At 64.3% G+C, this 25,162-nt stretch carries 18 protein-coding genes; 8 read left to right on the forward strand and 10 right to left on the reverse strand.

The genetic code is table 11. The features are described from left to right. Positions 1 to 4: 4 nt before the first annotated feature. Together ACO05L_RS10600 and ACO05L_RS10605 are read right to left on the reverse strand one after the other, a co-directional pair. Positions 5 to 2,977: a TrlF family AAA-like ATPase gene (locus ACO05L_RS10600; RefSeq protein WP_421729140.1), complete on the reverse strand. Its 2,973-nt coding sequence runs from the start codon at positions 2,975 to 2,977 to the stop codon at positions 5 to 7. A gap of 92 nt (positions 2,978 to 3,069) precedes the next feature. Beyond that, positions 3,070 to 6,363, reverse strand: a complete 3,294-nt coding sequence (locus ACO05L_RS10605) for a DEAD/DEAH box helicase (protein WP_421729141.1) — start codon at positions 6,361 to 6,363, stop codon at positions 3,070 to 3,072. A gap of 882 nt (positions 6,364 to 7,245) precedes the next feature. On the opposite strand from ACO05L_RS10605, the gene ACO05L_RS10610 reads away from it, so the two are divergent. The 3 genes from ACO05L_RS10610 (at position 7,246) to ACO05L_RS10620 (ending at position 12,675) form a co-directional block, all read left to right on the forward strand. Further along, positions 7,246 to 8,793: a DUF5597 domain-containing protein gene (locus ACO05L_RS10610; protein ID WP_421729142.1), complete on the forward strand. Its 1,548-nt coding sequence runs from the start codon at positions 7,246 to 7,248 to the stop codon at positions 8,791 to 8,793. 17 nt (positions 8,794 to 8,810) lie between these two features. Then, complete coding sequence (locus ACO05L_RS10615) at positions 8,811 to 11,765, forward strand: TIM-barrel domain-containing protein (protein ID WP_421729143.1); 2,955 nt, start codon at positions 8,811 to 8,813, stop codon at positions 11,763 to 11,765. A gap of 475 nt (positions 11,766 to 12,240) precedes the next feature. After that, a complete protein-coding gene (locus ACO05L_RS10620) occupies positions 12,241 to 12,675 on the forward strand; it encodes a pyridoxamine 5'-phosphate oxidase family protein (RefSeq protein WP_421729144.1) in 435 nt (144 codons plus the stop codon). Between the two features lie 354 nt (positions 12,676 to 13,029). Here ACO05L_RS10620 and ACO05L_RS10625 read toward each other — a convergent pair whose 3' ends face one another. The 7 genes from ACO05L_RS10625 to ACO05L_RS10655 all read right to left on the reverse strand — a co-directional run bounded on the left by ACO05L_RS10625 (position 13,030) and on the right by ACO05L_RS10655 (position 17,698). Continuing rightward, positions 13,030 to 13,302 carry a hypothetical protein gene (locus ACO05L_RS10625; RefSeq protein ID WP_421729145.1) on the reverse strand — a complete coding sequence of 91 codons (273 nt, stop codon included), beginning with the start codon at positions 13,300 to 13,302 and terminating at the stop codon, positions 13,030 to 13,032. Between the two features lie 9 nt (positions 13,303 to 13,311). Then, positions 13,312 to 14,010 (reverse strand): SOS response-associated peptidase, encoded by a 699-nt coding sequence (locus tag ACO05L_RS10630; protein ID WP_421729146.1) that lies wholly within the window; start codon positions 14,008 to 14,010, stop codon positions 13,312 to 13,314. Next, a complete protein-coding gene (locus ACO05L_RS10635) occupies positions 14,003 to 14,314 on the reverse strand; it encodes a hypothetical protein (RefSeq protein WP_421729147.1) in 312 nt (103 codons plus the stop codon). The genes ACO05L_RS10630 and ACO05L_RS10635 overlap by 8 nt, the downstream gene beginning before the upstream one ends. Positions 14,315 to 14,648: 334 nt before the next feature. After that, positions 14,649 to 14,879, reverse strand: a complete 231-nt coding sequence (locus ACO05L_RS10640) for a hypothetical protein (RefSeq protein ID WP_421729148.1) — start codon at positions 14,877 to 14,879, stop codon at positions 14,649 to 14,651. Positions 14,880 to 15,214: 335 nt separating this feature from the next. Next, the gene (locus ACO05L_RS10645; protein ID WP_421729149.1) at positions 15,215 to 15,409 is read right to left on the reverse strand and encodes a hypothetical protein; all 195 of its coding nucleotides are present in this window, start codon (positions 15,407 to 15,409) and stop codon (positions 15,215 to 15,217) included. A gap of 1,251 nt (positions 15,410 to 16,660) precedes the next feature. After that, complete coding sequence (locus ACO05L_RS10650) at positions 16,661 to 17,347, reverse strand: hypothetical protein (RefSeq protein WP_421729150.1); 687 nt, start codon at positions 17,345 to 17,347, stop codon at positions 16,661 to 16,663. Positions 17,348 to 17,353: 6 nt separating this feature from the next. Further along, positions 17,354 to 17,698, reverse strand: coding sequence for a hypothetical protein (locus ACO05L_RS10655; protein ID WP_421729151.1), 345 nt, complete (start codon positions 17,696 to 17,698; stop codon positions 17,354 to 17,356). 235 nt (positions 17,699 to 17,933) lie between these two features. On the opposite strand from ACO05L_RS10655, the gene ACO05L_RS10660 reads away from it, so the two are divergent. The 3 genes from ACO05L_RS10660 to ACO05L_RS10670 are packed head-to-tail and all read left to right on the forward strand — an operon-like array spanning position 17,934 to position 19,899. Further along, complete coding sequence (locus ACO05L_RS10660) at positions 17,934 to 18,251, forward strand: hypothetical protein (protein WP_421729152.1); 318 nt, start codon at positions 17,934 to 17,936, stop codon at positions 18,249 to 18,251. Further along, positions 18,248 to 19,000, forward strand: coding sequence for a histidine phosphatase family protein (locus tag ACO05L_RS10665; protein ID WP_421729153.1), 753 nt, complete (start codon positions 18,248 to 18,250; stop codon positions 18,998 to 19,000). The genes ACO05L_RS10660 and ACO05L_RS10665 overlap by 4 nt, the downstream gene beginning before the upstream one ends. Beyond that, positions 18,997 to 19,899: an NAD(P)H-hydrate dehydratase gene (locus ACO05L_RS10670; protein ID WP_421729154.1), complete on the forward strand. Its 903-nt coding sequence runs from the start codon at positions 18,997 to 18,999 to the stop codon at positions 19,897 to 19,899. Before ACO05L_RS10665 ends, ACO05L_RS10670 begins: the two co-directional genes overlap by 4 nt. Before the next feature lie 903 nt (positions 19,900 to 20,802). Here the strand turns inward: ACO05L_RS10670 and ACO05L_RS10675 are convergent. Further along, the gene (locus ACO05L_RS10675) at positions 20,803 to 22,095 is read right to left on the reverse strand and encodes a tetratricopeptide repeat protein (protein WP_421729155.1); all 1,293 of its coding nucleotides are present in this window, start codon (positions 22,093 to 22,095) and stop codon (positions 20,803 to 20,805) included. 407 nt (positions 22,096 to 22,502) lie between these two features. Between ACO05L_RS10675 and ACO05L_RS10680 the strand changes: the two genes are divergently transcribed. Beyond that, the gene (locus ACO05L_RS10680) at positions 22,503 to 22,868 is read left to right on the forward strand and encodes a Slp family lipoprotein (RefSeq protein ID WP_421729156.1); all 366 of its coding nucleotides are present in this window, start codon (positions 22,503 to 22,505) and stop codon (positions 22,866 to 22,868) included. 114 nt (positions 22,869 to 22,982) lie between these two features. Beyond that, positions 22,983 to 24,983, forward strand: coding sequence for an NPCBM/NEW2 domain-containing protein (locus ACO05L_RS10685; protein ID WP_421729157.1), 2,001 nt, complete (start codon positions 22,983 to 22,985; stop codon positions 24,981 to 24,983). The last annotated feature ends 179 nt before the right edge of the window (positions 24,984 to 25,162 follow it).

The following is a 25,162-nucleotide window of genomic DNA, read 5'->3' on the forward strand; positions in this document are numbered from 1 at the left end:
GCGTTCATCGTGAGAGTTTGACGCGGAGGCGCCGGGCACGATCAAGAAACGCGGCCTCCCCCCCTTCAAGGATCTCGCAGACCCGACGTCGGATGTCCGCCTCCTCCAGGCCGCCCGAGAGATAGCGGATCTGCGGAAGGCCTCCCGAGGAATGGGGGCACGACTCGGCGATGATGATCTGGTCGGCGTCAGTGTTGATCACGAGATTGGCGTTGTGCGTCACCATGATGACTTGACGCTTTATCTTCGCCCTCACGAACAGGGCTACCAGTTCGTCGTATATCGACTTCGGATCCAGATTTTCCTCCGGCTGATCGATGATGAGCGGGCGGTCGTCGGCTTCGTCGAGCGCGAGATATAGCAGCAGCAGAACGATGCCGCGCGTTCCGGGCGAGAGCTTGCGAATATCCACCCCGTCGTATCGGACTTCATAACTCACCCTGATGTGGCTCGTATCGAACAGCCACTGCGTGAAGCGGGTTGACCAGGCTCGGAACTCCGCCCTCTGATCCGGCGCGAACGGGGCATGAGCCAGCAGATCTTTGGTGTAGGTTGCAATGAACCCGGTCATCGCCGCTTGCACAGCCGCGGCGTCCCCGCGCTCCCAGGCCGGGCGAAGAGCCTGATCGGCGACATTCACCAACGATCCCTTTCCGAAGAATGGTCCGCTTCGCCGGCAGTCGATCAGATCGCTCTCTCCCGCCTCCGCCCACGCTTTCGCGTCGACGATTCGGGCGACTGAGAAGCTGAGTTTCTGAAGAGTCCCGGAGGCCGCCATCAGGCGCGCCATGAGGGGGGCGTAGAGTTCTTGCAGGGTCTGCTGTTGATCGATGACGGCCTGAAACAGCCGACCGTAGGAGGCTTCGCGTTCGGACTGGAGAATGCGCCTGCGCTCCACCGCGCCTTGTGCGTCCATAAGTTGAGTCTGGAGGGTGGCGAGCGCACCGTTCTCTGCGGCGATCCGGGCCGCCAAGGCACCGTACTGATTGCGCACCAGTACATCGGCATTGATGTGCTTTTCGAGGCGAGCCATCTCGGCGACGATCGGTCCGACCTGGACGGTCGACAGATCCGTTCCGTCGGGGATGATGGGCGTGTCCGGGTCACCATCGGGTGGCCGCAGCCCCTGCAGCTTGGCGATCTCCTGATCGGCCCAAGCGATGTAGTAGGCGAGACTGTTGTCCACGTTGCCTTTGTAGATGAGCAGGAACTGATCCCAATTCGCGGCATCCAGCCCGGCGTTCGCGTGCCGCGCCTGAGCGTCGCGAAGCATCTCGGGTGCCCTCGCGGACCGCATGTTCACCACCTCGTCCTGCATCGCCTCGAAGGTGCGACGCTGGGAGCCCAGGTTCTGGATTCTGGTGCTCAGAGCCTGCTTTGCTTGGTTCAACTCGGCATGGCGAGCGGCCTGAACCTCGGATCCCTTGACCACCAACTTCGCCAGATCATCGTTGTAGCCGGCGATCAGTTCTGCCTTCTGCCGGGTTTGCTGTTCCAGCAGGCCGACCAGATTCTCCTTCTCGAGTTCGTCGGCGATCCGGTCGGATAGGGACACGAGCGACTCGGTCTCACGACGCCGCGCCAGTTCGAAACGACTGGTTCGCCTCTGACGGAGATCCGCAAAATCGACGGCCCCATCGCGGTCCTCGAGTGCATGGGCGTCGAAGATGACCCTTTCGATCTCCCGGATCAGACCCTCCGACGCCCCCTTGGCGGAGCACAGCTCCTCCACGAACTGCTGGGACAGGTAGCGCGCTCGGGGAAAGGCCGTCGGCAAGTTGGCGTCCCGGCCGTCCAGCCTGCGCGTCACGCTCGCTCCACCGCCCCAAGTCAGGGTCGCACTCGCGTCGCCGATAAGGGGGCGAGCGCGGACCAGAAATGAAGGACTGGCGTTTTCGTCGGCGGTCCAAGCCTGCGGGGTGATCGCATCGCAGGCTGCGGCGATCAAATCCGCCAATGCAGTCTTGCCGGACCCGCGAGCGCCAATAATCGCCACGAGGCCGGGATTGAGATCGATCTGCGGCGTCGCGCTCCAGTCGGCGTCGGCGATTGTCACCGAGGAAATGACTTGGGACGGCATGGCCGAGTTGGGCGGTGCAAGGCCCACGAAGGCTCGCCCTGCCGGATCGATGCACGCCTGTCGCAAGGCGTCGAAGGTTGGAGCGCCTTTGATCCAGGAAAACCGGTTGTCTGTTGGCTGACCGACTGTGGCGAGGTCGTGCGCGTCACTGCCATGCAGGCAAGGCTTGCAGGTGTTGTAGCGCTCTCGGATCTGCGCCGCCGTCAGCGACTTTTCCCCGAGCCAGAACTCACGCTGCCCCACGTTGCTTGAGAAGATGGCGTCGGCGAATTTTTCAATCTCCTGACGAAGGACGGCATCTGCGGCCTGCCGAACGCCCGACGTCCCATCCCCTGCGCCGCCCGCAACCGCGACAACGATGTTGGCCTTCGCCCAGTCGCTTTCACCCATCACCTCGCGCAGTTGAGCGAAGTTCACCTTGAACTGCGTGGCTCCATGAGCGAGCGCCGGCCGATCATCCACGATCGTCGGGTCGGCCTTCTTTCCTAGACGGATGAGGTCGGATCGCGTGCAGTCGAAGCGATCTCCGAAGGCATTGAATTGCAACCGCGAAAGCAGCCTCCCAACCTCGGCGATATGATCGTCGTCCTCGGGGCTGACCAGCAGATGGATATTCACGAAGCCGGTTTTGGCCGCGACATCGAGGCGAAGCTCGATATTCGGGAACAGCAGCTTCACCTGCGGCAGACGGCCGGCGAGACGGTGGGCGAAGACGGTGTCATAGCTGTCGGTGACGTAGTAGTCGGTGACGGCGATCGCCTCGATCGTCGGCGTCGCCGTCTCCAGTTTTGCAAGATACGAGGGCCACGGATCGACGCCGAACTGGTTGTTTAGCACCGTCCCCGGCGCATGGACGTGCGGCTCCCAACGCCGCCACTCAGCCCCCCTGTTACTCATCCCGTCCCCGCGCTTCCAACTGTCGGAACTTAGCGCCCTGAAGCGACTAGTCGCAACCTTTGGGCGAGAGGAACGGTGACGCCGCCTCAGGATCAGGCCGAAATGACCACCCGCAACTTCGCCTGCGTCGTCTTGAAGAGATAGAGTTCCGTGGTCGCCAACAGGCGCAGCGCATCGTCGGTAATTGTCGCTGCCGATCCGCCAGGCTGAACGAGGATCATCTCGAACTCGATCTTCGCGCGGCGGGCCTTCTCCTTGAAGTAGGCGAGCTGCTTCATGTTGCCCTTGAGAAACCTGTTTGCACCTACGCGAGCCCAAGTTTCGTGCCGGCGTTTGAGATCGCGGTAGAGCGTCGGAAGTCCCGCGTGCTTTGCGGTGATGCTCTTCTGCGCCTGGCCGCACACGGTGTAGAAATTGGTGATGTCCCGCGACACCTGACCGCCATGCGCGCCTTTGCAATGCACGAGACACATGCGGATCGTGTCCTCATCAACGTCCTTCAGGCACACCAAGTCAGCGGCTTCCCCGCATCCATCGTCGTTGAACACGACTTCGTATTCCGGCTTAAGCGTCTCGGCCGTTCGATACTGAATGGTCGCCTGGTCGGCCGCCTTGTGCATCGACTCCTTGTTGAGGGGTATTCCCGTCCAGTCCCAAGCTTCCAGGCGATCTTTCGGGAACAGGCCGGCGTCGAGATTCGCAGGGATGTGGTAGCAATTGTAGGAGTAGGTGCCATCGACGTAGTGAACGACGAACGGGTCCTTGAGCAGGTATTCAGGCAGATCGACGGGATCGCCGTTCCCGATCTTGAAGCGAACCAGCGGACCGGACACGTGGTCGTGTTGGTAGCCTCCAGGTAGATCCTCTCGGATGGTGAGGCTGTATTCCGACGCTGCGTTGTCGGTGACGATCCTGACGTGGATCTCGGCATTCGGGCCGGCATCGCCGAGATCGAGATCGATCTCGTAAAGGGGTACTTCGACATCGCCGAACAGGACCGACTGACGGTCATTGAATCGCTGCTGCGCCTGCTCGCCCCATTGCACTGTGATGGGCTGGAACGGATACGGCTTGTCCAGCTTTTCGGGCTTGAGGAAATCGCGAATGACGTTCGCCTGTTCCTCGCCCTTTTTCGTGACCTTAGCCCAGGTGGCTTTGGTCCACTCGATCCATTCGGCGATCGTACCGGCCTTCTGTTGCCAGACTTTGCCGCGGCGTTGGGTGCCGCCCCAAATGACGCGCTCGCCGTTTTCATAGCCGAGGCAAGCGAGGTTGTTGAGCTCGGACTGCGCCTTCTCGATGAGCGCGAGCCCTTCGGTGACGTTGGGGCCGAAATACGAGGTGAAGCTGATCGCGCCAATCCGCGATGAGCCGAGGCTCTTCACGAGCGGCAGTTCGACGTTGTTGAGGATGTTGAAAATCGGCGTGCCCGAAACGAGCTCGGTTTGGTCATCGGTTATGATCTGGGCGAGCTTCTCCGAACGCACGCCCTTGTAGTCACTCGAATAGAGACAAAGGGCACCGGCGTCCTTGTCCCAGCGAACGACGAGCAGATCGTAGATCGTGTTCAGGACGTTTTGGTAGTTGCCCCAGCCCACCTCATCGGCGCGGCAGATGACCGCGACCAGGACGCCGTCCTCTTCGCTATAGGAAAACCAGCTCTCGGCTCCTTTTGGCAGAACCTCCTGATATGCGGCCGGACTCCAAGTCTCGCACTTGGTCCTGAAGAACTGAGCCGAGAGCCCTGGTCTCAGGTTCCATAGCGATAGCTGATCGTGGAGCGTTCCTTCCGCCTTCAGGCCGTAGACGACGTCTTGCAGGCGGAGCTCTTCGTCGATGCGCTCCTCACTAAGGCGCTTGATGATCCGGTCCCAATCCGCGCCTTCAGCGTAGAGGTCGGCCAGCTTCTTCTCCGCTTCCGGGTCGGCAATGTTCGTGACGACGGTGGCTTCCCCGATCTTGTCGGGGTGGCCCTTACGGGCGAAACGGCCGATGAACTGGAGGGTGATCGCCAGCGATTTGTGATTGTCGTGCAGAGCAGCGACCTTGAGGTAAGGCAGGTCAAATCCTTCCCCCAGCATGTCGACGCACACGACAATGCGGGAACCGTCCGGTCCTCGATCGAACAGCTTCGCCATCGCTTCCTTCGTGGCGATCACGCCCAAACCGGAGTGAACGAACACAGGCTTCAGGTCGGGCGCGAGCTCGGCGTAGAGCCTGCAGATCTGCTCGGCCCTGTCCTTGGACTTGGTGCGCGCCATGAGAAGGTGGTCGAGTTTCAGCTCGTCCCGGTCATGGCGCAATGCGGCGACGGCGGCGACGGCGATGGCGCGATCGCGCGTCTCGTCCTCTCCGTATTCTTCGACGGTGCGGAGGTTGATCGGCCGGTAGTAGCCCGCCGCTTGAGCGTCCCCGAGCTTGTAGTTGAAGATGATCTTGCCATCGCCGCGTTTGGTGTCTCGGCGGAATGGCGTGGCCGTGAACTGAAGGATGCGTTTCGCATCGAATCTGTCGCGAATGGACAACCAGGTTGCCGCAGACACATGGTGGGCTTCGTCCACGAACAGATCGGTGGTGCTCTCGATCAGCACCGCTACGGCCTCCTGATTGGAAGCCTCCAGCGTGTTTGGCAGGGTGACGATGACGTTCGCCTGCCGAATGATCTCGCGGGCGTGCTCAACGGTTTTCAATCCGGTCGCGATCACCGCCACGCGCGGGCAAGCGATTTCGTGCCGCACGACGGTCGTTTCGGGCAAGACGCCCAAACTGATGAACTTGCCGGCGATCTGCGAGCGCAGCGCATCACTCGGCACGAGAACGAGTGTCCTTTCCAGGCGGCGATAGACCTGTGTAGCCAGCATCGTTTCGGTCTTGCCGGTGCCCGTCGGCAAAACGACCGTAGCAGGTTCGAAGTCCGTACCCACGGCGAAATGCGCTGAGATGGCGTGAAGGGCCCCGATCTGCGGCGTTCGGAGTCCAGCGCGGCCGGCAACCTCATCTTCGGTGTGAAAGTCGAAGGCGTTGATCCAGGCGTCGAGAACCTTTTCCGGAGTGTCGGCGTAAGTCGCGAGCTTGCCGAGATTGTCCCATTGCAACGTGAAGCCGGCAGGCTGCTCTTCGTAGGTGACAGTGGTCGAGGCTGTCACCACAGGCGTGTCGCTTTCGACCTTCCTGGCTCCCCTATGTCGAAGCAATAACTGGTCGTAGGGCGCGCTCAGCCCCGTCGTGATGAGATCGTGCCCTTTGAACTGCGAGGATGAAATCTGGGCCTTCGTGGTGGCTCCCAAGAAGGGAGTCTGTACGATCCAATTACCGCCAACTTTGATCTTCCGCTCGGGAAGCGGAGGAAGATCAATCGTGCCGAGCGGTTTAGGAAAAAGGCTCACATTGCCTCCTCATCCTGATGTTGTTCTCGGAATCGAGCGTGAGGATACTGTTCTTCATACAGCACCGCTTGGGGTCGATCCATTACGAAAGATCGGCTTCCGGTTGAGGTGAAGCGTTGAAACTGTCGAGCGGCCCTGCCGCCGTCCCTTGAAACCGCGGCTGAGCGGGATTCGCGGAAGCGGACGTTGCGAACTTCCGCCAAGAGTCAGACTCGGTCGTTCGATTGAGCGGACTGTCGCGCCTTGATGAAGTCTAGCGAAGGCGCGCCGCCGTGGATGATCCTGAGAACTATTCAGCTAAGGTCGGGCGGGCCATATGGCCCGCCCGGCGCCTAGACACCGAGACGTTCCGGCAAAGCCCGGTCCAACATCGGGGGCAAGGTCAAATTGAGGAACGGACTCTAGCTATTCCTGGAGGAGTTTCAGGGGGTCACGTCAAAGGCGGTTTCACTTCGAAGTTTCGGTCCGCGAGGTCGGACCAGAATGTCGTTTTGAATTTAGTCGTTCTCTTTTTTGAAAACATATGCATCCTTGAAAAGCGGATCGCGCCGAGAACGGTTTGGCTGCGGACGGGCCGCAGCGCCTGAAGAGAGCGGACGGGTATCGAGGAACGGGTCCGGCATGGTTCAGTCGATTGGCGTCAGCCGTTCCGCATCCCGTTGCGACTGACAAGAAATGTCGGAACCGCCGCATCGACAAACGCCGATACAACCTGAGCCTTGGCGGTTTTCGGGGACGATGCCCCACAGCGCGCAAACGCGGGGTGTCGTTGCAGTCGGGGCCACATGCCGTCTTCACCCGTGGACCAGCGTCGTTTCTCTTTTCATCGCAGCATGCCTGTCAGCTGCTTGTCCCTCGGCAGCACAGACTTCGATCCCCCATGTGCTGCATGAGGGCGGCCGGCACGCCCTGATTGTGGACGGGGCGCCCTTCACCATCCTGGGCGCGCAGGTCAACAACTCGTCCAACTATCCCGCGCCCCTGGCGGAGGTCTGGCCGGCCGTTGCGTTCGTCGGCGCCAATACGGTGCAGGTGCCCATCGCCTGGGAGCAGATCGAGCCGGTCGAGGGCCAGTTCGATTTCTCATTCGTCGATCATGTCGTCGCCGAGGCGCGCCGCCATGACGTGCGGCTGGTGCTGCTGTGGTTCGCGACGTGGAAGAACACCTCGCCGAAATACGCCCCTGCCTGGGTCAAGCTGAACCCCGAGCGGTTCCCGCTGCTGGTCAAGTCTGACGGCACGGACTCCTACGCCATGTCGCCTTTCGGGACCGAGACCCTGGCCGCAGACGCGCGCGCCTTCGCCGCCCTGATGCGCCACATCCGCCAGATCGACGAGCGCGAGCGCACCGTCATCATGATGCAGCCCGAGAACGAGACCGGCACATATGGCTCGGTGCGCGACTATTCTCCGGCGGCCCAAGCCGCCTTTGACGGGCCGGTTCCGCAGGCGCTTCTGGATCGGGTCCACAAGCCGGCGGGAACATGGTCCGCCGTGTTCGGCGGCGAGGCCGAGGAGTTCTTCCACGCCTGGGCCATCGCCAGCTACGTCAACACGGTCGCCGAGGCGGGCACGCGCGAATATCCATTGCCGATGTACGTCAACGCCGCCCTGCCGGATCCGCACGAGCGTCCCGATCCCGGAAGCTACGCCTCGGGCGGCCCGGTCTGGCCCGTGTTCGACGCCTGGTTCGCGGCGGGGACGTCGATCGATTTCCTCAGCCCCGACATCTACAATCGCGAGAGCCGCACCTACGAAGGCCATCTGGATCGCTATGCGCGACCGGACAACGCCCTGTTCGTCGCCGAGACCGGAAACGACGTCCAGTATCCGCGCTACCTGTTCTCGACCCTGGGCCGCGGCGGGATCGGCTTCTCGCCCTTCGGCATCGATTACACCGGCTACGCCAACTATCCGCTGGGGGCGAAAGAAGTCACCGAGGAGACGCTTACGCCGTTGCGTGACGTCTATCGCGTCATCGCGCCCTGGGCGCACGTCTGGGCCAAGCTGGCCTATGAGAACCGGGTGTGGGGCGTGTCAGAGCCGGACGACCGGTCAGAGCAGACCATCGACCTCGGCAACTATACCGCCAAGGTCGGCTATCGCCGCTGGCAGTTCGGACAGCCGGACTGGACATGGCTGGGACCGCTCGACACCGTGCCGAACACCGAGACGCCGAACGGCGGGGTGATCATCGCCGAGCGGGGTCCGGACGAGTTCTTCGTCACCGGCTATCGCGCCCGTCTCGACCTGACGCCCAAACCCTCGACAGACGGCAAGCGCCGGATGATCGTCCGTTACGAACAGGGGCATTTCGACGCCGCCGGCGAATGGGTGTTCGAACGTATCCTGAGCGGCGACCAGACCGACTACGGCCTCAACTTCACGGACCGCCCGCAGCTGCTGCGCGTCGTCACCGCGACCTACTGAATACCGGAGTCACCCTGATGATGCGCAAGATCGCACCCTCCCTTCAGATGTCGGGCCTGATCGGCCTGCTGTGTCTGGCTCCCCTGACGGCGACGACTGCTCTGGCGCAATTGCCCCAGGCGACGGCGACGGCCGCCTATCAACGTCTGGCCGACGGTATCGTCGTCACGCCCGCCGAAGGCATGGCACGTCGCGTTCGCCTGCAGGTCTATGGTCCCGAGACCATCCGCGTCACCGCCACGCCCGGCTTGGATCTGGCCCTGCCGGCCAGCATCATAGTCGTCCACGGTCCCGTCGCCACGCCCTTCGAGGTCGAAACACGCGGCGACCTGCTGGTGCTCAAGACCGCCAAGGCTTCGGCCGAGATCTCTACCGTCACGGGAGCCGTGCGCTTTCTCGACGAGAATGGCGACCTGGTCGTCAGCGAGCGCCCGCTGAGCCGCGAGATCGCCCCCGTCACGGTCGAGGACCAAGCTGGAGACCACGTCTTCCACCGCACCCGCCAGATCTGGGAAAGCCCCGCCGACGAGGCCTTCTATGGCCTGGGTCAGCATCAGCAAGGCGTGATGAACTACAAGAACCACGACGTGGAACTGGCCCAGCACAATATCGACGTGGGCATTCCGCTGGTCGTGTCGAGCCGCAACTACGGCATCCTGTGGGACAACAACTCGATCACCCGGTTCGGCGATCCGCGCCCCTACGGCATGCTGGACGAGCAGCTGATCCTGCGCGACGCCACGGGCCGCTTCGGCGGGCTGACCGCCAGCTATTACCAGGGTGACGAACTGAAGGTTCAGCGCCAGGAGCATGAGGTCAACTACGAGTTCATCCGCGACATGCAGCGCTGGCCCGAGGGCTTCAAGCTGCAGCCCGACCAGCCGGTCCAGGTCGGCGACATGGGCCGGTCGGGCCAGGAAGGCGTACGCGTCGTCTGGGAAGGCACCATCGAGACGGCCGCCGCGGGACAGCACAAATTCCGGCTCTATTCGTCGAACTACGCCAAGGTGTGGATCGACGGCGAACTGGTGATCGACCGCTGGCGCCAGAACTGGAACCCGTGGAACCACGACTTCGACGTCGAACTGCCGGCGAACCGGCAGGTGTCGATCAAGATCGAATGGATTCCCGGCGACGGCTATATCGCCCTGCGCCATCAGGACCCGCTGCCCGCCGCCGATCAGGGCGCGCTGCAGCTGTCGTCCGAGGTCGGGACCGCGATCGATTATTTCTACATCGGCGGCGACAATCTGGACGGCGTCATCTCGGGCTATCGCGCCCTGACCGGCAAGTCGGTCATGCTGCCTCGCTGGGCCTATGGGTTCTGGCAGAGCCGCCAGCGCTACAACACCCAGGAAGAGGTCGTCTCGACCGTGGCCCGCTATCGCGAGCTGGGCCTGCCGATCGATAACGTGGTTCAGGACTGGTTCTACTGGCCCGAGAACGCCTGGGGCTCGCACGATTTCGACCCCGCCCGCTTCCCCGATCCGGGCAAGATGGTCCGCGACGTCCACGCCATGAACGCCAACATCATCATATCGGTGTGGCCGAAATTCTATCCGACGACCGACCATTACAAGGAGCTGGACGCCATCGGCGGCATGTACACGCGCAACGTCGACATGGGCGCGCGCGACTGGGTCGGACCGGGCTACGCCAACAGCTTCTATGATGCCTATCTGCCGGCGGCGCGCGACCTGTACTGGAAGCAGATTTCCGACAGCATGCGCGAGTATGACTTCGACGGCTGGTGGCTGGATTCGGTCGAACCGGACATGCACTCCAACCTCGATATCCCCGAGCGCACCCTGCGCATGGGCCCGACGGCCATTGGCCCCGGCGCCTATGTGTTCAACTCCTACCCGCTGGTGAACGCGCAGGGGGTCTACAATCACTTCCGCGCCGAACAGCCGGACACGCGGACCTATATTCTGACCCGATCGGCCTGGGGCGGTCTGCAACGGACCGGCTCGGTCCTTTGGTCGGGCGACGTGGTGGCGCGCTGGGACGATCTTCGCGAACAAATCTCGGCGGGGATGAACACCAACCTGTCGGGCCTGACCAACTGGACCCACGACATCGGCGGCTTTGCGGTCGAGGCGCGCTATTCCAACGCCGCCGGCATGAAGCCCGAGGACAAGGCCGAGTGGGACGAGCTGAACCTGCGCTGGTTCCAGTTCGGCGCCTTTTCGCCGGTGTTCCGGTCGCACGGCGAGTTCCCGCTGCGCGAGGTCTACAACCTGGCCGAGCCGGGCACGCCCCAGTACGACGCCTTCGCCGAGCAGATGCGAATGCGCTACCGGCTCATGCCCTATATCTACACCCTGGCCGGCGACGCCTTCCACAAGGATGGCACCATGATGCGCGGTCTGGTCATGGACTTCGCGGCAGACGAGAAGACCCACGACATCAATGACCAGTATCTGTTCGGGCCGTCGCTGATGGTGGCGCCGGTGCACGAGTATCGGGCGCGCCAACGGTCGGTCTATTTCCCGGCCGGAACCGACTGGTATGCCCTGGACACGGGCGAGAACTATCGCGGCGGCCGGTCCGCCACGGTGGCCGCGCCGATGGAGCGGATCCCCGTCTTCGTCCGCGCCGGTTCGATCCTGCCGACGGGTCCCGAGGTGCAATACACCGCCGAAAAGCTGGACGGGCCGATTACCCTGAACGTCTATGTGGGCGCCGACGGGTCGTTCGAACTCTATGACGATGCGGGCACGACCTACGGCTACGAACGCGGCGAGTTCTCGCGCATCCCGCTGAGCTGGGACCAGTCGTCGCGGACCCTGACCATCGGGGCGCGGACCGGGACCTATCCGGGGATGCCGGCGACGCGGACGTTCAACATCCGCTGGATCGACGGGCCGCGTCGCGACGCCGACGACTTCGATGCGGGCGTTGCCCAGACCGTGGCGTACACCGGAGCCGCCGTGACTGTGCGGCGGGGCATTGTCAGCCCAAACCGCTAGCGCGAGAGCAGGTGCTCCCGTAGCTTGGCCATATGGCCAAGAGCACGAACCCTTTCCGCGGCTCTGTCAGAGCTCAACGCTCGGCCGACCTGGCCGAGTGGCAGACGCTCGCCGCATAAGCCTCGCCTCCCCTGCCCGTACTGCCGTCAGTGGAGACGAGTTCGCGTTGGACTGACAGCCCCCTCCAGTCCCGCCCGGGCCCGCACCACCACCCAGGGCGACGCGCCAGCCTCGTCATGGAACCCCAGAGCCACCCCCTTGCTCATCACTGGCTCGCGCCCCAGCGGCCGCACATCCCCGGCCCCTTCAAGCCGCCTCTGGTTCAGCGTCCCGATGACGTCCCGATGCGGACAGACGGCCATCGCTCTCGCTTGACGCCGGCGCGGAGGAGCCGCCGGCTAGCCCAGCGCATCACGGGCGGGATCGATCCGCCTCCAGCGGGGTTGGGTCTGCAACCACACAGAGGATGCGATCCATGAGCGACAAGACCCTGAAAGACCTGGCGAAGGCGATGAAGGCCATCGACTTCACCATGCTGTCCACCTACGCGGCCAATGGAGCCATCGCCGCCCGTCCCATGAGCAACAACGGCGACGTCGAATACGACGGCGACTCCTGGTTCTACGCCATGGAGGACACGACCGCGGTGACGGACATCCAGGGCAATCCACGCGTCGGTCTGACCCTGCAGGGGGCCAAGGGCCTGCTCGGCCAGCCGGGCGTCTTCATCGCCATCGAAGGCGTGGCTGAACTGATCCGCGACAAGGCGACTCTGGACGCCCACTGGATCAAGGACCTGGAGCGCTGGTTTGACAAGGGGACCGAGACGCCCGGTCTCGTCCTGATCAAGGCCCATGCCGAGCGCATCCATTACTGGGACGGAGAGGACCAGGGCGAGGTCAGACCCTAGCGGACCGCCCTCTTGGCGCAGCGCTCGGCATGACCAGACGAGCACCCTCGTAGAGACTCTCGCGGGTCTCTCCAGGCACCCGCAACCCCTACTTGTTCCTGCCCCCGGACCGACCATCGAGCAGTCCTATGTCTATGCCTTGGAAAGCCGACAGGAAAGCGCGGCTATCCCACGGACCGGAAAGACAAGACCTGCGAGGCGAAGCCATGGCCTGGCGGGCGGCGGCCTCTGTGCGCATTCAGGACCTCGTCCGCGCAGCGGCTGCCGAGGCGCGTGCACGGACCGAGGCGCTGATGTGCGCCGTAATCGGATAGGTCCGTCGGCGGCGGACGGGGGTGGAGGGCGTTCGCGGTTTCAGTCCTTCGGCGCCAGATCACGATACGGTGCGCCCCGGTCTCCAGCCTCAGCCTGGATCAGCACTTCTGTCTTGGAGCCGCTCGACACCTGCACCGCCACGTCGCGATGCCGCATCCCGTCATGGATCGCTTTGCAGGGGGCCCGCATGTCGGCGAGGTCCTTCACCCAGAGGTCGGTGTTGATCGTGATCAGGCCAGGCATCTGCTGAGGATCACCCGCGGCCGCCTCCGCCATGGCGTCGAGCGTGTCGTTCAGTTCATCGAGGGTCATGCTTAGGCCTTAGCTCATGACAACCAGGGCGCCATCCGGCAAAGCCCGCTGCAGCGCCTTAGCCTCGTCCCAGGGCGCGCGCACCCAGACATCGCGCTCCTCCTCGGTCGTCAGGATCACGGACATGGCCTTAGGGTGAACCGACTTCACCGGCTCGCTGGGCTCGGTTGTCAAGAAGGCGAACAGGTCGCAGGTCTCGGGCCCGGTCTTCATCTTGCGGACGCAGGTGTGGTCACGGAGATGGATGCCGGCGAAGAAGGCCAGGGGCTGATCCGGCAATTCGAACCAGACTGGCGTGTATTTCCCTACGGCGTCGCGGCCCGGCTCGCTGAAGGCCGTGAAAGGGACCAGACAGCGGTTGGCCGGTTCGAGCCAGCGCCGCCAGTGTGCCGAGACCGTGTTGCGGACGTTGGTCGTGCCGCTGTCGGGCTCCAGCTCCAGCAGCTTGGGAAAGTCCACCTCGCCGCCCCTGGCTCGCATCTTGTCCGCCCGTTTGGTCGCGGCGTCGAACAGCGCCTTCTTCGAAGACGGCATCCCCCATCGCGCCAGCGCCAGTTCGCGGTCGCCGTTCACGTCCAGCCTGACGATCGGGGCGGCGTAGTCGGGATAGATGTCGCGCGGCTCCAGGTTGCCGGCGTTGTTCGTCAGGGCGCGAGTCATGGCCAGGATGTCGCCGGGGCCGCTGTTCTGTCGGTAGAGATTACACATGGTCTTGGGCGATCTCATCCTCGGCGCGCGAATGGTAAACGCCCCAGGTGAAGGCGTATTCCGCATCCCTGGCGACCGGCCCTTCGGCCCGCTGCATCCGCTCCAGGGTCTCGCTCAGTGCAGGAAAAGGCAGGGTGAACGCCAGCCGGACGACGGTGCGCCAGGCCTCGGCCGCGTCGACATTTGACGGCGCAGCGGCTGGCTCTTCGAGGCTCGGCCTCAGGGCGTCGAACACGGCCTGGGCGATCTCGACCGTGAGGGCCGGGAAGGTCGGGTCGGTGATCACGTCGCCCACTTGGGTCATGGCCGGAACCCTGCCATGGAGATCAACCGTTGTGGAGTCGGCGACGGCCGAAGCGAGCGGTGGCCCGGCGGCACGCGCCGCTCCAGGGGATCCTGACCAGATGAACCTGGCCCTGGCCCCAGAAGCGGCGGGGGCTTTCATTCGTTCAGGTAGACACCCGTTGTGCGGCCCTTGCGCGCCATTCGTCGGCTTCCGCCATGAACATCCTCTGGGCTTGAGGATCTTTCACCACGCCAGCAGCAAACTCCGCTCGGCGCGCCATTCGCAAACAGGTGCGCTGGGAGGCAGGCTCGAGACTGTGCAATGTGCGTTTCGGCAAAGGACGCTCCCGCAGCTAGAACCCGGACATCGCCAGTCTGACCGCGACGGGATCGGCTTTGGACGCCGTAACCTCTTGGAGGAACGCTGCCTCAGCGAGTTCACGATCCGCAATCATGCGCGGCTGTGCCTGACGCAGGGTCGTGACGCGGTACTGCAGGTCGGTGACCCGGTCGCCGGCCATTGTCTCCACCTTGATCAGCTTCACGCCGGAGGCGGACATCACACGGGTGCGGACGATCGGCATGGCGGACTCAGCGCCAAAACGCCCGGTCGGTTCCTGCGTCCTCGCGCGGCTATGTCAGAAACAGCTGGGCGCCAATGATCAACCAATGCCACGGGCTGAAGTTCGCCCTGTCAGTCTCCCTAAAGGGGTCACGATCCTATTGCGGTAGGTCAGCCCGCCGCGTGCGCGATCTCATCGGACCGCACAGAAGACCCCACGCCCTGCGCACAGGGGGCGCAGCGGACGCTAGCGAGCGAACCAGCGCATAAACGCCCGGAACAGCCATGTTCCCTTAAGCGGCGCCCGCTCGTCGCGCGTTCGGCGACCTCTTCCTTCGAACATCCTGACGACCATCGCTATTTCCGGCTGGGTTTGATGGACTCCCGCGCCGCATCGGCTGCGTCCAGCAGCCGGATGGCGGAGATTTCGGCCGCGTCCGCTGTCATCTTCAGCTTGGATTCTGGCGGATCGACGGCCTCGACGCGGCCATCTACGGCCTCAGGTTTCAGCGGGTCGGTGATCAGGGGCGTGTCGTCAGCAGGCTTGGTCATCGCCTGACAACCCGCAGCATCTGCGGCTGTTCCGCGCCGCCCGGTGCAAGCCCGATAAGGGCGGCCCAACCCGGAGCCAGTAACGGTTCGGAGAGGGCCTGGCCAAGCGACGCCGCCTGGTTGGGCGCTGGCGTAACACGCGCTTTCAAAACCCCGCCATACAATCGGAAGACCGACCCATGCCTCATTGGCTGGGCGCGAAGTCGCGCACCGAATTCAAGGGTCCCCACCCCGATCTTGTCCGCGTCATCCAGCGGTCGACCCCCGATCAGGGGGCGAGACTTCAGCGTCCGCGACGGTCTGAGGACAGCTTGGAAGCAGTGCCGGCGTGTGACGGCGGGCGCGTCCCAGACCACGATTAGCCTGCCCCAGCCCCTCAGGGGTGGGCGCTGCCAAGCCGTGGACCTAGCGCCTTTCGTCAACGGCAAGCTGGGTTGGGAGTGGCCGGCGATCTAACCTCGCCGCCCCGGTCTGGCAGGCCTCGCGCGGCCTGAGAAGGCTGATCGGCTGGGACGGGTCTGGACCCGCCTTTCGGACATCAAGACCCGAACGCCGGGGGCCATGGGGGCGTCCGTTTCGGCCTAGGGCCGCCGCAAGATGGGCAAGACGGCTTTCGCGGACGGCCAACGCTTCGATCTGGCGGCATGACGGCGGTCCTTGGCGGCTTCACCTTCACTGGCTGGCTGGCTGGTGATCGTCCTGCTCCCGGTCATGGTCGCCAGCCAGCCCTGCCCCGCCTAGGACGCCGACCGCGATCGCCGCGCGGCCGAGGCGCTGGACCCGCGGAATGGCCAGGCCGGCGGACAGACGCAACAGCCCGCGGGACAGCGGCCCAGAGCGACTGGCCGACGCCCTCTCAACCGCCAACGGAAACAGGCGCTGGCCAATGCGGTCGCGACTATTACCGATCTCGCCGTCGCCAGTCATGAGGCCTGAGCCTGAGCCTGAGCAGGTTTGCCATTTCGACGTCGTATGTCTGAGGTGTGGCCAAGCCCCGATCACCACGATCCCGGATGCCAGCGCCACGGATTATTTTAGTTTGATCGATGGCGTAACGCCGGTTGCGGGTCATTCGAGCGTCGCGCAACGGGAATCGCGATCATAGCGAAGGAGACGTGCAGGCGGCTTCGCAGGACGCGAAAAAAGCCGGCCCGTTAAGAGCCGGCTTTGATCGTCTTGATTTGAACCGAGCCTCAGGTCCCGACCTTGGGTGTCGGGGTGATGCCTGTGTCGGTCATCCCGCTCTCCTCGTTAGGGATAGAGGGCCCGCTCACGGGCGATCTCCTCGCGGGTATAGGGCTCAGCGCTGCCGTCGAAGGCGTTCCAGCCAGACGCTCGATAGGCTTCGCCACGGGACAGGGCGTCGATACCTTTGCGTCCCTGGAGAATACGCTCGATTGCGGCCGAATCCTCGCTGGCCGCCTTTACGCTGACCAGCGTGCCGCCGCGTCGGACGCCTTCCGCGTAGACATTGGCATCCTCGTCGGAATGACCCGCTTCCTTCAGCGCGCCAAGCAGGCCGCCCGTAGCGCCCCCCGCCGCGGCGCCGACCGCCGCGCCGACGGCCGTCGATGCAAGCCAGCCAGCGGCCACGACCGGACCTAGGCCTGGGATGGCGAGCATGCCAAGGCCGGCCAACAAGCCGCCGGCCCCGCCGACCAAGCCGCCCGTCGTGGCGCCCTTGCCGGCTCCGTCAGCGACGTCATTCTCGCCGTCGCCATTGCGGTCGCCAAGGGGGCCGCCCTTTGCGGAGTCGGGGTGTTGGTGACCCGCATGCCAGTTGTCGGTGTTGTTGGAGACGATGCTGATGTCGTCGGCCTTGATGCCCGCAGCCTCCAGGTCAGAGACAGCGTCGAGGGCTTGGGTGTGGGTGTCATAGAGTCGGGTAACGGTCGCCATGGGGCGCTCCTGTAGGTTGGGATTGTCGAGGTGGGGCATCGCCGCCTATTGAGCGGTCACGACGCCCTTGTAATCGACCGACACGGTCACCGGCTTGCCATCGCGTGTCGCCGCAGCGGCCCAGATACCGGTCTCAGACTGGCTGAGCGCGCCGATATCAGAGTAGCCTTGCTTCTCGATCGCCGACCGAGCCTGAGCCTCGGTGAAGGAGTTGGCGCCGGGCGTCAGCGCCGCCTGCTGAGAGGTGTCGGCGGTGTCCACGGCGGGATTGCGCGGCGTCTCAGACGTCGAAACCGCCGGCCCGTCAACAGGACCGGTGGCCTCGTTGTTGTTACCGCAGGCCGCCAGCAGCGCCGCTGTCGCCGCCAGCGTGAGTAGGGGTTTGATCATCGGGCATTTCCTTTCAGAGGTGCCGTATCAAGCCCTTCTCGACTTCAAGTGTTCCGAGCTCGCCACATTACATCGGTCCCCAAACACCGAAGTCGCGACGGATGGGCGCCGTCGCTGAGCTTCTGTCGGCTCGGCGTCCATGTCTTCTGCGCTGACCGGCCGGCCGTCGCGACCGACGTTGGCGGGCATTTCTGAGGTGACATGAACCTGACGCCTGCCGACGTGTTGAACGCCGATGACCTCGAATGACCCGCTCTCTTGTCGTCGCGCCCTGCGTGAAATCCGCGAAATCGCCGCCGTGGCCCTGCTCGACGGCGCGCAGATGTCTGAGCAGGAGGCCCTGCAGACGATTGGCGCCATCGCAGGCTGGGTGGCTGAAGCGGGTTCGTCCGCCCCGGAGGATTGCGGCGACGTAATCCGTCGTCTGGACGCCTTGGTCGGATCCACCGATATCGACGACATGGATGATCGCACGGCGATGACCCTGTTCCGCGAGGTCACCGCGGTCATTCAAGGCCGCACCCCGACACTCGACCTGGAGCCCGTATCGTGACCTCGCCATGGCCCTCCCGTCTTTGGATCGTCCGTCACGGCCAGAGCGCGGGCAATGTCGCCCGCGACCGGGCGCACGCCGCCGGGTTGGGGGAGATTGATCTCGATATCCGCGATGTCGATGTGCCGCTCAGCGAATTAGGGCACGAACAGTCAGAGGCCTTGGGCAAATGGTTTGCGGCCCTGCCGAAAGACGACCGCCCGACCGTCGTCCTGACCTCAACCTATCTCCGCGCCCAGCAGACCGCGACCGCAATTGCAGAGGCTGGCGGTCTGGTCGAGAGGGACCTCGGGTTCTGCATCGACGAACGCCTGCGGGAACGGGAATTCGGCGTGCTCGACCGGCTGACGACCCAGGGCATCGAGGCTCAGTATCCCGAGCAGGCCGAAGCCCGGCGCCGGCTCGGCAAATTTTATCACCGCCCCCCGGGGGGCGAGAGTTGGTGCGACGTCATTCTGAGACTTCGCGCGGCATTGGACACCCTCAGTTTGCACCACCGCGACGAACGGGTCCTCATTGTCGGCCATCAGGTCGTGGTCCTTTGTCTTCGGTATTTGCTCGAGGGCCTGACCGAGACCGACATCCTCGCCATCGACGCCGATGGCGACGTCGCCAACTGCGGCGTTACGAGCTATTCGCGCGACGCCGATGGGGGGCTGAAGCTCGACCTCTACAACTTCATCGCCCCACTCGAACATGAAGGGGCTCCAGTGACCTTCACGCCCGACGCCAAGGTCGCCGCGCGATGACGACACGCCTCGACGCGGCGACCCTGGTCGACTATCCGCTCCCCCGGCTTGCAACCGATGGCGACAAAGAGGACCGAGGTGCGGTTCTGGTTGTCGGCGGCGACGCTCTCATGGCCGGAGCCGCGATCCTCGCCGGCGTAGCGGCCCTGCGCGTCGGGGCCGGCAAGCTTCAGATCCGCGCAGACCGGGCCTCGGCCACCGGCATGGCTATCGCCGTTCCCGAAGCGCGGATCATTGTGGCGAACGCAACACGTGCCGCGCCACTGATCTCTGATGCGGCCAAGGCCTCGGCGCTGGTCATCGGGCCGGGCATGGAGACCGGCTCCGCTCGGAGGCGTTTGGCGCGCAAACTACTGGAGAGCGGTCCCGACGTTCCCGCCGTCATCGACGCCGGCGCCCTGCCCCTGAAAAACGAGGCGAGCGCCTTCGCAGAGTGGGCGGCGGGTCGAACGATACTTACGCCTCACGCGGGCGAGATGGCGGCCATCCTTGGCCGCGACAAGAACGCCATCCTCGCCGATCCTCTCGTCGCCGCTCGCGAGGCGGCAGCCCTGTTCCGATCCGTCGTGGTCATGAAAGGCGCGACCACCTTTGTCGTCTCGCCGGATGGGGCGGCGTGGCGACATGACGGAGGCGTGGCGGGCCTCGGCACCTCCGGGTCCGGCGACGTTCTGGCCGGCGCCATTGGCGGGATTCTCGCCCGAGGCGCGGCGCCTATCGTCGCTGCCCTTTGGGGCGTCGTCCTTCACGCCCAAGCCGGCTTGGCTCTGGCGGCCGCTGGCGCGCCTCTAGGCTTCCTGGCCCGCGAGATTCCGGAGCGGTTGCCTTTCATCCTCGCTCGGCTCAGCGCGGCGGCGCCCGATCCAAGAGGACAGATCGCGGGTTGCGACCAAGCCTGACCTATTCGTCCACCGATCGAAATGCGCGTCCCTTATCACCCAAGAGGCTCCAGCCAGCCACGGTTGGTCGGTACCGTCCTTTTGGGCCGGCGAAAGCCAAGCCGAGAACTGCGAGCTGCTGGCCCCGATCGACTGAAGGAGAGCGGCCGTCGTCAATCAGGTCCAACAGCGCTTCGATGCGATCTTGATCGTTCATTGTTATCCGATGGGCAGGCGAAAGACCACTATTGATCAGATCTCCTGCTAAGGGCCTGTCGGTGCGGACGCAACGCTGTTTCAAGGCTTTAGCCAGACGTCAGAGGATTGCTCCTTACGGGAATCGGAAACGGCGCGAGAAAACGAGCCATGAAGTCTGAGAGACTCCGCGGAATCGGGGGATGCTATTTATTCGGCCTGTACCGCGATAAGTTGAGCCCAACGCGCTGCGGTATCCGGTGTGCGGCGGAGCAAGGTCGGGTGCTCCTGCGCGATAAGGTCACAACGGATTTCCGTTTCAGCGGCCCACTGCGAGAACCCGGATGGCCTCGCCGCTTCCAGGGCTTCGCCCTCCCGACTGAAGGCGTACCGGACGCCTAGGCTGAACTCCCGGATGACGTCCTCACGGCTTCGACCTGTCTCGTGAGCTATCAACTGCTCAAGACGCGCCATGCGTTCAGTCTCATCGGCTTCCCAGCCGAAAACGCCACATCGTGAGACCCCATAGTCCAGACGCCCTGCCGCCTCGACGTTCGTGGGGTCACTTGTCCAGAGAAGCAGAGTGAGCAGGAGCATAGCCCACTGCTAGCCGATGTCGCCGTTGCGTCAACGCCGGCAGTCCTTCGCGATGGCGGGCAACCGACGCGCCAATGCCGCTCGACCCTATGGAAGCCCACCTCTGTTAGGCGCCCGACTGTCCAATGCCGGTCATTGGGGCGTATCCATGGAGGCTGACGCCTGGCCGAAAAGCAACTTGAGCTGCCGTCGCACCGTCTGTCGGACGTCGAAGTCCGTCGAGGTAGTGATCAGCTCGGCGCACGATTTGATGGCGCCGTAGTGCCCCGCGGTTTGATCGCAGCGCCTGACCCAGGGCGCGGTTCTCGCTTGCCCTCGCTGGAGAAGTGCGCGGGCTTCGTTACACACGGTCTCGGCATCGTCGGTGCAGCCCTGGGCAAACGCAATGTAGGCGAGGTAATCGGTGTTGTCGCGGGACCAGCCGTCGCGCTTTTCGAAGATCGTCTCCCCGAGGAAGTGGCAGCCTTCGCCATCGATCAGAATGGCGTCGTTGTGCAGGAAGCAGGCCTTCGCCAGCTCCACAAAGGCCAGGTCCAGATTACGTTCGACGCCGGTTCCGGTGAGATACATCCAGCCGAGGTATTTGCAGGCGTATGGGCCCTGCCCGGGATGTTCGCCCTCGCAGGTTCGCGTCAGGCTCTGTCTCGCACGCGTGTAGTCCCGCAATTCCCGGTTCTGAAGATAGAGCTTTCCGGCCTCGTAGCATCCTGACGTCATGATGCGGGCGGCGCAGGACATGTCGTAGTGGTCCAGTGCCGCCCGAAGATCGCCACCGCGAGCCGCGCTCACACCCCGGCTCCAGCAGGTGTCCACGTTGTTCTCAGCTTCGCATGGCGCAGACTCGGCCGCCGCCATCCGGGGATGGAGATCATAGTTTGGAAACGACACGCCGTCTGAAGCCCGCTCTCGCCCGATGTCGCGCATGCGCGCCAGCAGACGGTCCGGAGCGCGCTCAATGCTGTCGGGATCGCAGGACAGCGTCGCAACCTCCCTGCCGCTACGACTGACGGTCAGGTTTCCGAAAGGGCGAAGGGCTGTGGGGTCAGGCTGCGGGCCATTACGAAAACCCGTGGCGAACCGGTAGTCGGTGTCCCCATTGGCGAAGGTCACGATCTCGTCGACCGTACCGGCTGCACCCGTCTGGCGGACATAATCGAGATCGGCCAGGGGGCTCGACAGGGTCAGCTCCGGTGCGGCCTGTGAAGGCCCGTAGCGATAGGTTGCGCCGGTTTCGGTCAGGGACACCCACGCCTGCCGGTCACGTCCCTCGATCTGGCAGGCGAGGACGATCTCCTCACCCGGCCGGCCGGTCTCGGCCATGGCGTTCGACGCCCCTCCGCCCGAAACGATCAGCGCGCAGGCCAGGGCGGAGGCCAGGATTGATCCCTTCGCCCGGAGACGGAATCGTCGTGTCTTGGGCATCATCGCAGTCAGGTCTCCCTCGGCTAGGGCACGATCTTGCTCGTACAGGCCAGGAATGCCAACGACTGATGCGGCGAACAATCGTGCCTTGTAACCTCTGACACAGGCTTGCCGCCGGCGCCCCGACCCGTCACGAAAGTCCCTACCCAATGGAAAAACGCCCCATCAAGATGTTGAAGCGACTCAGTCCAGGCCTTCTGCTTGGCTGTGTACTCCTGTGGGGATGCGCCGGATCCCCAACTCCGGTCGAGCCGACCCCCCTGTTGATGACAACCTCGCCTCTCAGGTCCCCGACGCCGGATGCCGCTCCGGCGCCCGGTGAGGACGGCTCCGCTGACGATGACTTCGAGGTTCTGAGAACAGTTTCGGTTGCTCAGTTGAGCCCCGAACAGGCGGTCGAAGAGCGCAACATGGGCCGCCGCATCCGTTGGGCGGGCGCCGTCATGCGGATCGCCGCAACCGATCAAGGCGAATGCTTGACCCTATTGTATGCCCGGAGCGACGAAGATGGCCTACCGCTCTGGACGAACGAGCCGACCTATCAAAGCTTCGAGGCTTGCGCCGCTGGCGCCTATGACCCGACGCTGCTTGGCGAGCATACCAATGTCACGATCGTCGGCCGGATTACGGGGATGACACAGATTGAATCGGGCGGCGGCGGTCGAACCGGCCCCGTCGTCCAGATCGAACGGTTGTTTCGGTGGTCGGACTGCCTTGCGGGCGACCCCAGTCCCGAGTGCAAGATCGGGTTCCTGAACCCGCAAACGCCGTCATAGACTGGCCCGGCTATATCCCGTCGGGCTCACCCACTGACCAATGACAGGATTGTCAGCTGTCGGGCTTCCCAATATGTCTGACAAATGTGCGGGGCCCGCCGCATGGGAGTCGTCATGCGCATCTTCGACCAGCCGTCCCCCCTGCTCCCCCGCTCTGCGACGACGCCGTCCGACCAGTCATCCCGGCTATGCGAGCGCAAGCGTCCGACGGGGCTGGCGCGGCTCGGCGCGGCGGTTTCGGCGGCCGCGGCATTGCTGGCGTCCGTCCCCGCCATGGCCCAGACCGACAGCCTGGAGCCCAGCGGCCGATGGAGCGCCAACACGCGAGGATCGGCGCCGACCCCGCCCATGGGGTGGAACAGCTGGAACGCCTTCTACAGCGATATCGATGAGGAGAAGATCATGGCGTCGGCCACGATCCTCGTCGAAAGCGGTCTGGCGGACCGCGGCTATCGCTATGTCAATATCGATGACGGGTGGTGGCTGAAGCGGCGCGAGTCCGATGGCCGGATGGTCGTCCGAACCGACAAATTCCCGTCGGCCCACGTCGGCCCGGACGACCAGACCAGCTTTCGGCCGCTGACGGATCGACTGCACGCAATGGGGCTGAGAGCCGGCATCTATTCCGACATCGGCCGAAACTCCTGCGGTCAGGTCTATACGCCGACCTTCGCCAACCAGCCTGAGGGCACGATCGCCGAACGCGAGGTCGGCCTCCATGGTCACGTCGATCAGGACATCGCCCTGTATTTCGCCGAATGGGGTTTTGACCTCATCAAGGTCGACGGCTGCGGCGTGCGCGGCCTTGGCCCCGAGACCGACCATGTCCTGAAGGGGGACTATCGGGTTTTTCCGCCGCTGATCGACATGAATGCGATCGGGCGCACGGACATCGCCGCTGTGCAGACGCTCTACGAGGAGGTCGGCGAGGCGCTCCACACCCATAATCCGGACGGCGACTATCTCTATTCCCTCTGCCTGTGGGGTTCCTCCAATGTGCGCGCCTGGGGCAAGAACCTCGGCAACATCTCGCGCACCAGCGACGACATCACGCCGCAATGGACCCGGATGCTCACCAATCTGGACACGGTGTCCACCCGCGCCCTCTATGCCGGACCCGGTGCCTGGAACGACCCCGACATGCTGTTCGTGGGTTCGGGCGATTTCGACGCCGACCATATGACGGAGGCCCGGTCGCATTTCGCCCTGTGGGCGATGATGAATGCGCCGTTGATCATCGGCTTCGACCTGCGCAAGGCCACGGCCGAACAACTGGCCCTGTTCGGCAACCCCGGCATCGTCGCCCTCAACCAGGATCCGGCGGGCCATCAGGCGGTGGCGGCCTTCCAGTCGGGCGACCTGCAGATCTTCGTCAAGACCCTGGCCGACGGCGACAAGGGCGTGGCGATCTTCAATCGCGGCCTGGCGCCGGTTGACGCCCAGCTGAGCGCCCGGCATCTCAAGTTCCGCGAGGACGCCCCGGTGGCGCTGACCGATCTATGGACGGGCGCCCGGCAAGGTTTCACCAGGGAGACCGCCTTTCGGGTCGAGCCGCGCCAGACCCTGGTGTTCAGGGCCTCCGGCGAGCGCATCCTCGCCGACGGACTCTATCTGTCGGAACAACCGGGCAATGTGAACCCGGCGGAAGACGGGGTGACCACGCCCCAGCACGACCCCTTCATCCATCGGTCGGTCGTCAGCTGGCAGGGCACACGCGGCTCCGGGGAACACCCCCAGTATGGCGGGTTCGGCGGAGCCCAGGCGGACCGCGGGCCGTTCGGCGAACCCCTCCGGGTCGCCGGCGTGCGCTACGACACCGGCCTCGGCGCACTCGCAAACTCGCGCTTCGAGGTGCGCAATCGGGGCTTCACGCGCTTCAGCGCTCGGGTCGGGATCGACGACAGCGCGGTCGACCGCGACCGGCGGGTCACCTTCTTCGTCTACGGCGACGGTCGACTTCTCGCCCGTTCCGAGCCGCAGGCGTTCGGAACGGCGTCCCGGACCGTGACGGCCGAGATCGCCGATGTCGCGATCCTCGAGATCATCGCTCGCGCCGACGGCGATCCAGTGGGCGCGCTTCCGGTCGTCTGGGCGGATGCAGCCATGACGCGGTGACGAGACGCCGTCTCCGCGACGGTCGAGAGCGACATGCGAAAACGCCGCCTTACCGAGTTCGGCCAACAGCTCCCGGTGCTGGGCGCAAGGTCAGCGGTCAGACGGATATGAGCGGCAGACGGCCTGTCCTGGGCCCATATCCCTGGTGAAGCGCTCCGAATGAACGCGCCCTCACAAGG

The sequence above is a fragment of the Brevundimonas sp. genome, assembly GCF_965227765.1.
In the GTDB taxonomy this organism is placed as follows: domain Bacteria; phylum Pseudomonadota; class Alphaproteobacteria; order Caulobacterales; family Caulobacteraceae; genus Brevundimonas.

What these genes read in the sequence shown, in the direction of transcription:
- ACO05L_RS10630 (WP_421729146.1), bottom strand. Translation starts at nt 14,010, where the DNA reads ATGTGTAATCTCTACCGACAGAACAGCGGCCCCGGCGACATCCTGGCC.
- ACO05L_RS10640 (WP_421729148.1), bottom strand. Translation starts at nt 14,879, where the DNA reads ATGCCGATCGTCCGCACCCGTGTGATGTCCGCCTCCGGCGTGAAGCTG.
- ACO05L_RS10600 (WP_421729140.1), bottom strand. Translation starts at nt 2,977, where the DNA reads ATGAGTAACAGGGGGGCTGAGTGGCGGCGTTGGGAGCCGCACGTCCAT.
- ACO05L_RS10620 (WP_421729144.1), top strand. Translation starts at nt 12,241, where the DNA reads ATGAGCGACAAGACCCTGAAAGACCTGGCGAAGGCGATGAAGGCCATC.
- ACO05L_RS10660 (WP_421729152.1), top strand. Translation starts at nt 17,934, where the DNA reads ATGACCTCGAATGACCCGCTCTCTTGTCGTCGCGCCCTGCGTGAAATC.
- ACO05L_RS10625 (WP_421729145.1), bottom strand. Translation starts at nt 13,302, where the DNA reads ATGACCCTCGATGAACTGAACGACACGCTCGACGCCATGGCGGAGGCG.
- ACO05L_RS10615 (WP_421729143.1), top strand. Translation starts at nt 8,811, where the DNA reads ATGATGCGCAAGATCGCACCCTCCCTTCAGATGTCGGGCCTGATCGGC.
- ACO05L_RS10645 (WP_421729149.1), bottom strand. Translation starts at nt 15,409, where the DNA reads ATGACCAAGCCTGCTGACGACACGCCCCTGATCACCGACCCGCTGAAA.
- ACO05L_RS10650 (WP_421729150.1), bottom strand. Translation starts at nt 17,347, where the DNA reads ATGCCCCACCTCGACAATCCCAACCTACAGGAGCGCCCCATGGCGACC.
- ACO05L_RS10655 (WP_421729151.1), bottom strand. Translation starts at nt 17,698, where the DNA reads ATGATCAAACCCCTACTCACGCTGGCGGCGACAGCGGCGCTGCTGGCG.
- ACO05L_RS10685 (WP_421729157.1), top strand. Translation starts at nt 22,983, where the DNA reads ATGCGCATCTTCGACCAGCCGTCCCCCCTGCTCCCCCGCTCTGCGACG.
- ACO05L_RS10675 (WP_421729155.1), bottom strand. Translation starts at nt 22,095, where the DNA reads ATGATGCCCAAGACACGACGATTCCGTCTCCGGGCGAAGGGATCAATC.
- ACO05L_RS10670 (WP_421729154.1), top strand. Translation starts at nt 18,997, where the DNA reads ATGACGACACGCCTCGACGCGGCGACCCTGGTCGACTATCCGCTCCCC.
- ACO05L_RS10680 (WP_421729156.1), top strand. Translation starts at nt 22,503, where the DNA reads ATGGGCCGCCGCATCCGTTGGGCGGGCGCCGTCATGCGGATCGCCGCA.
- ACO05L_RS10635 (WP_421729147.1), bottom strand. Translation starts at nt 14,314, where the DNA reads ATGACCCAAGTGGGCGACGTGATCACCGACCCGACCTTCCCGGCCCTC.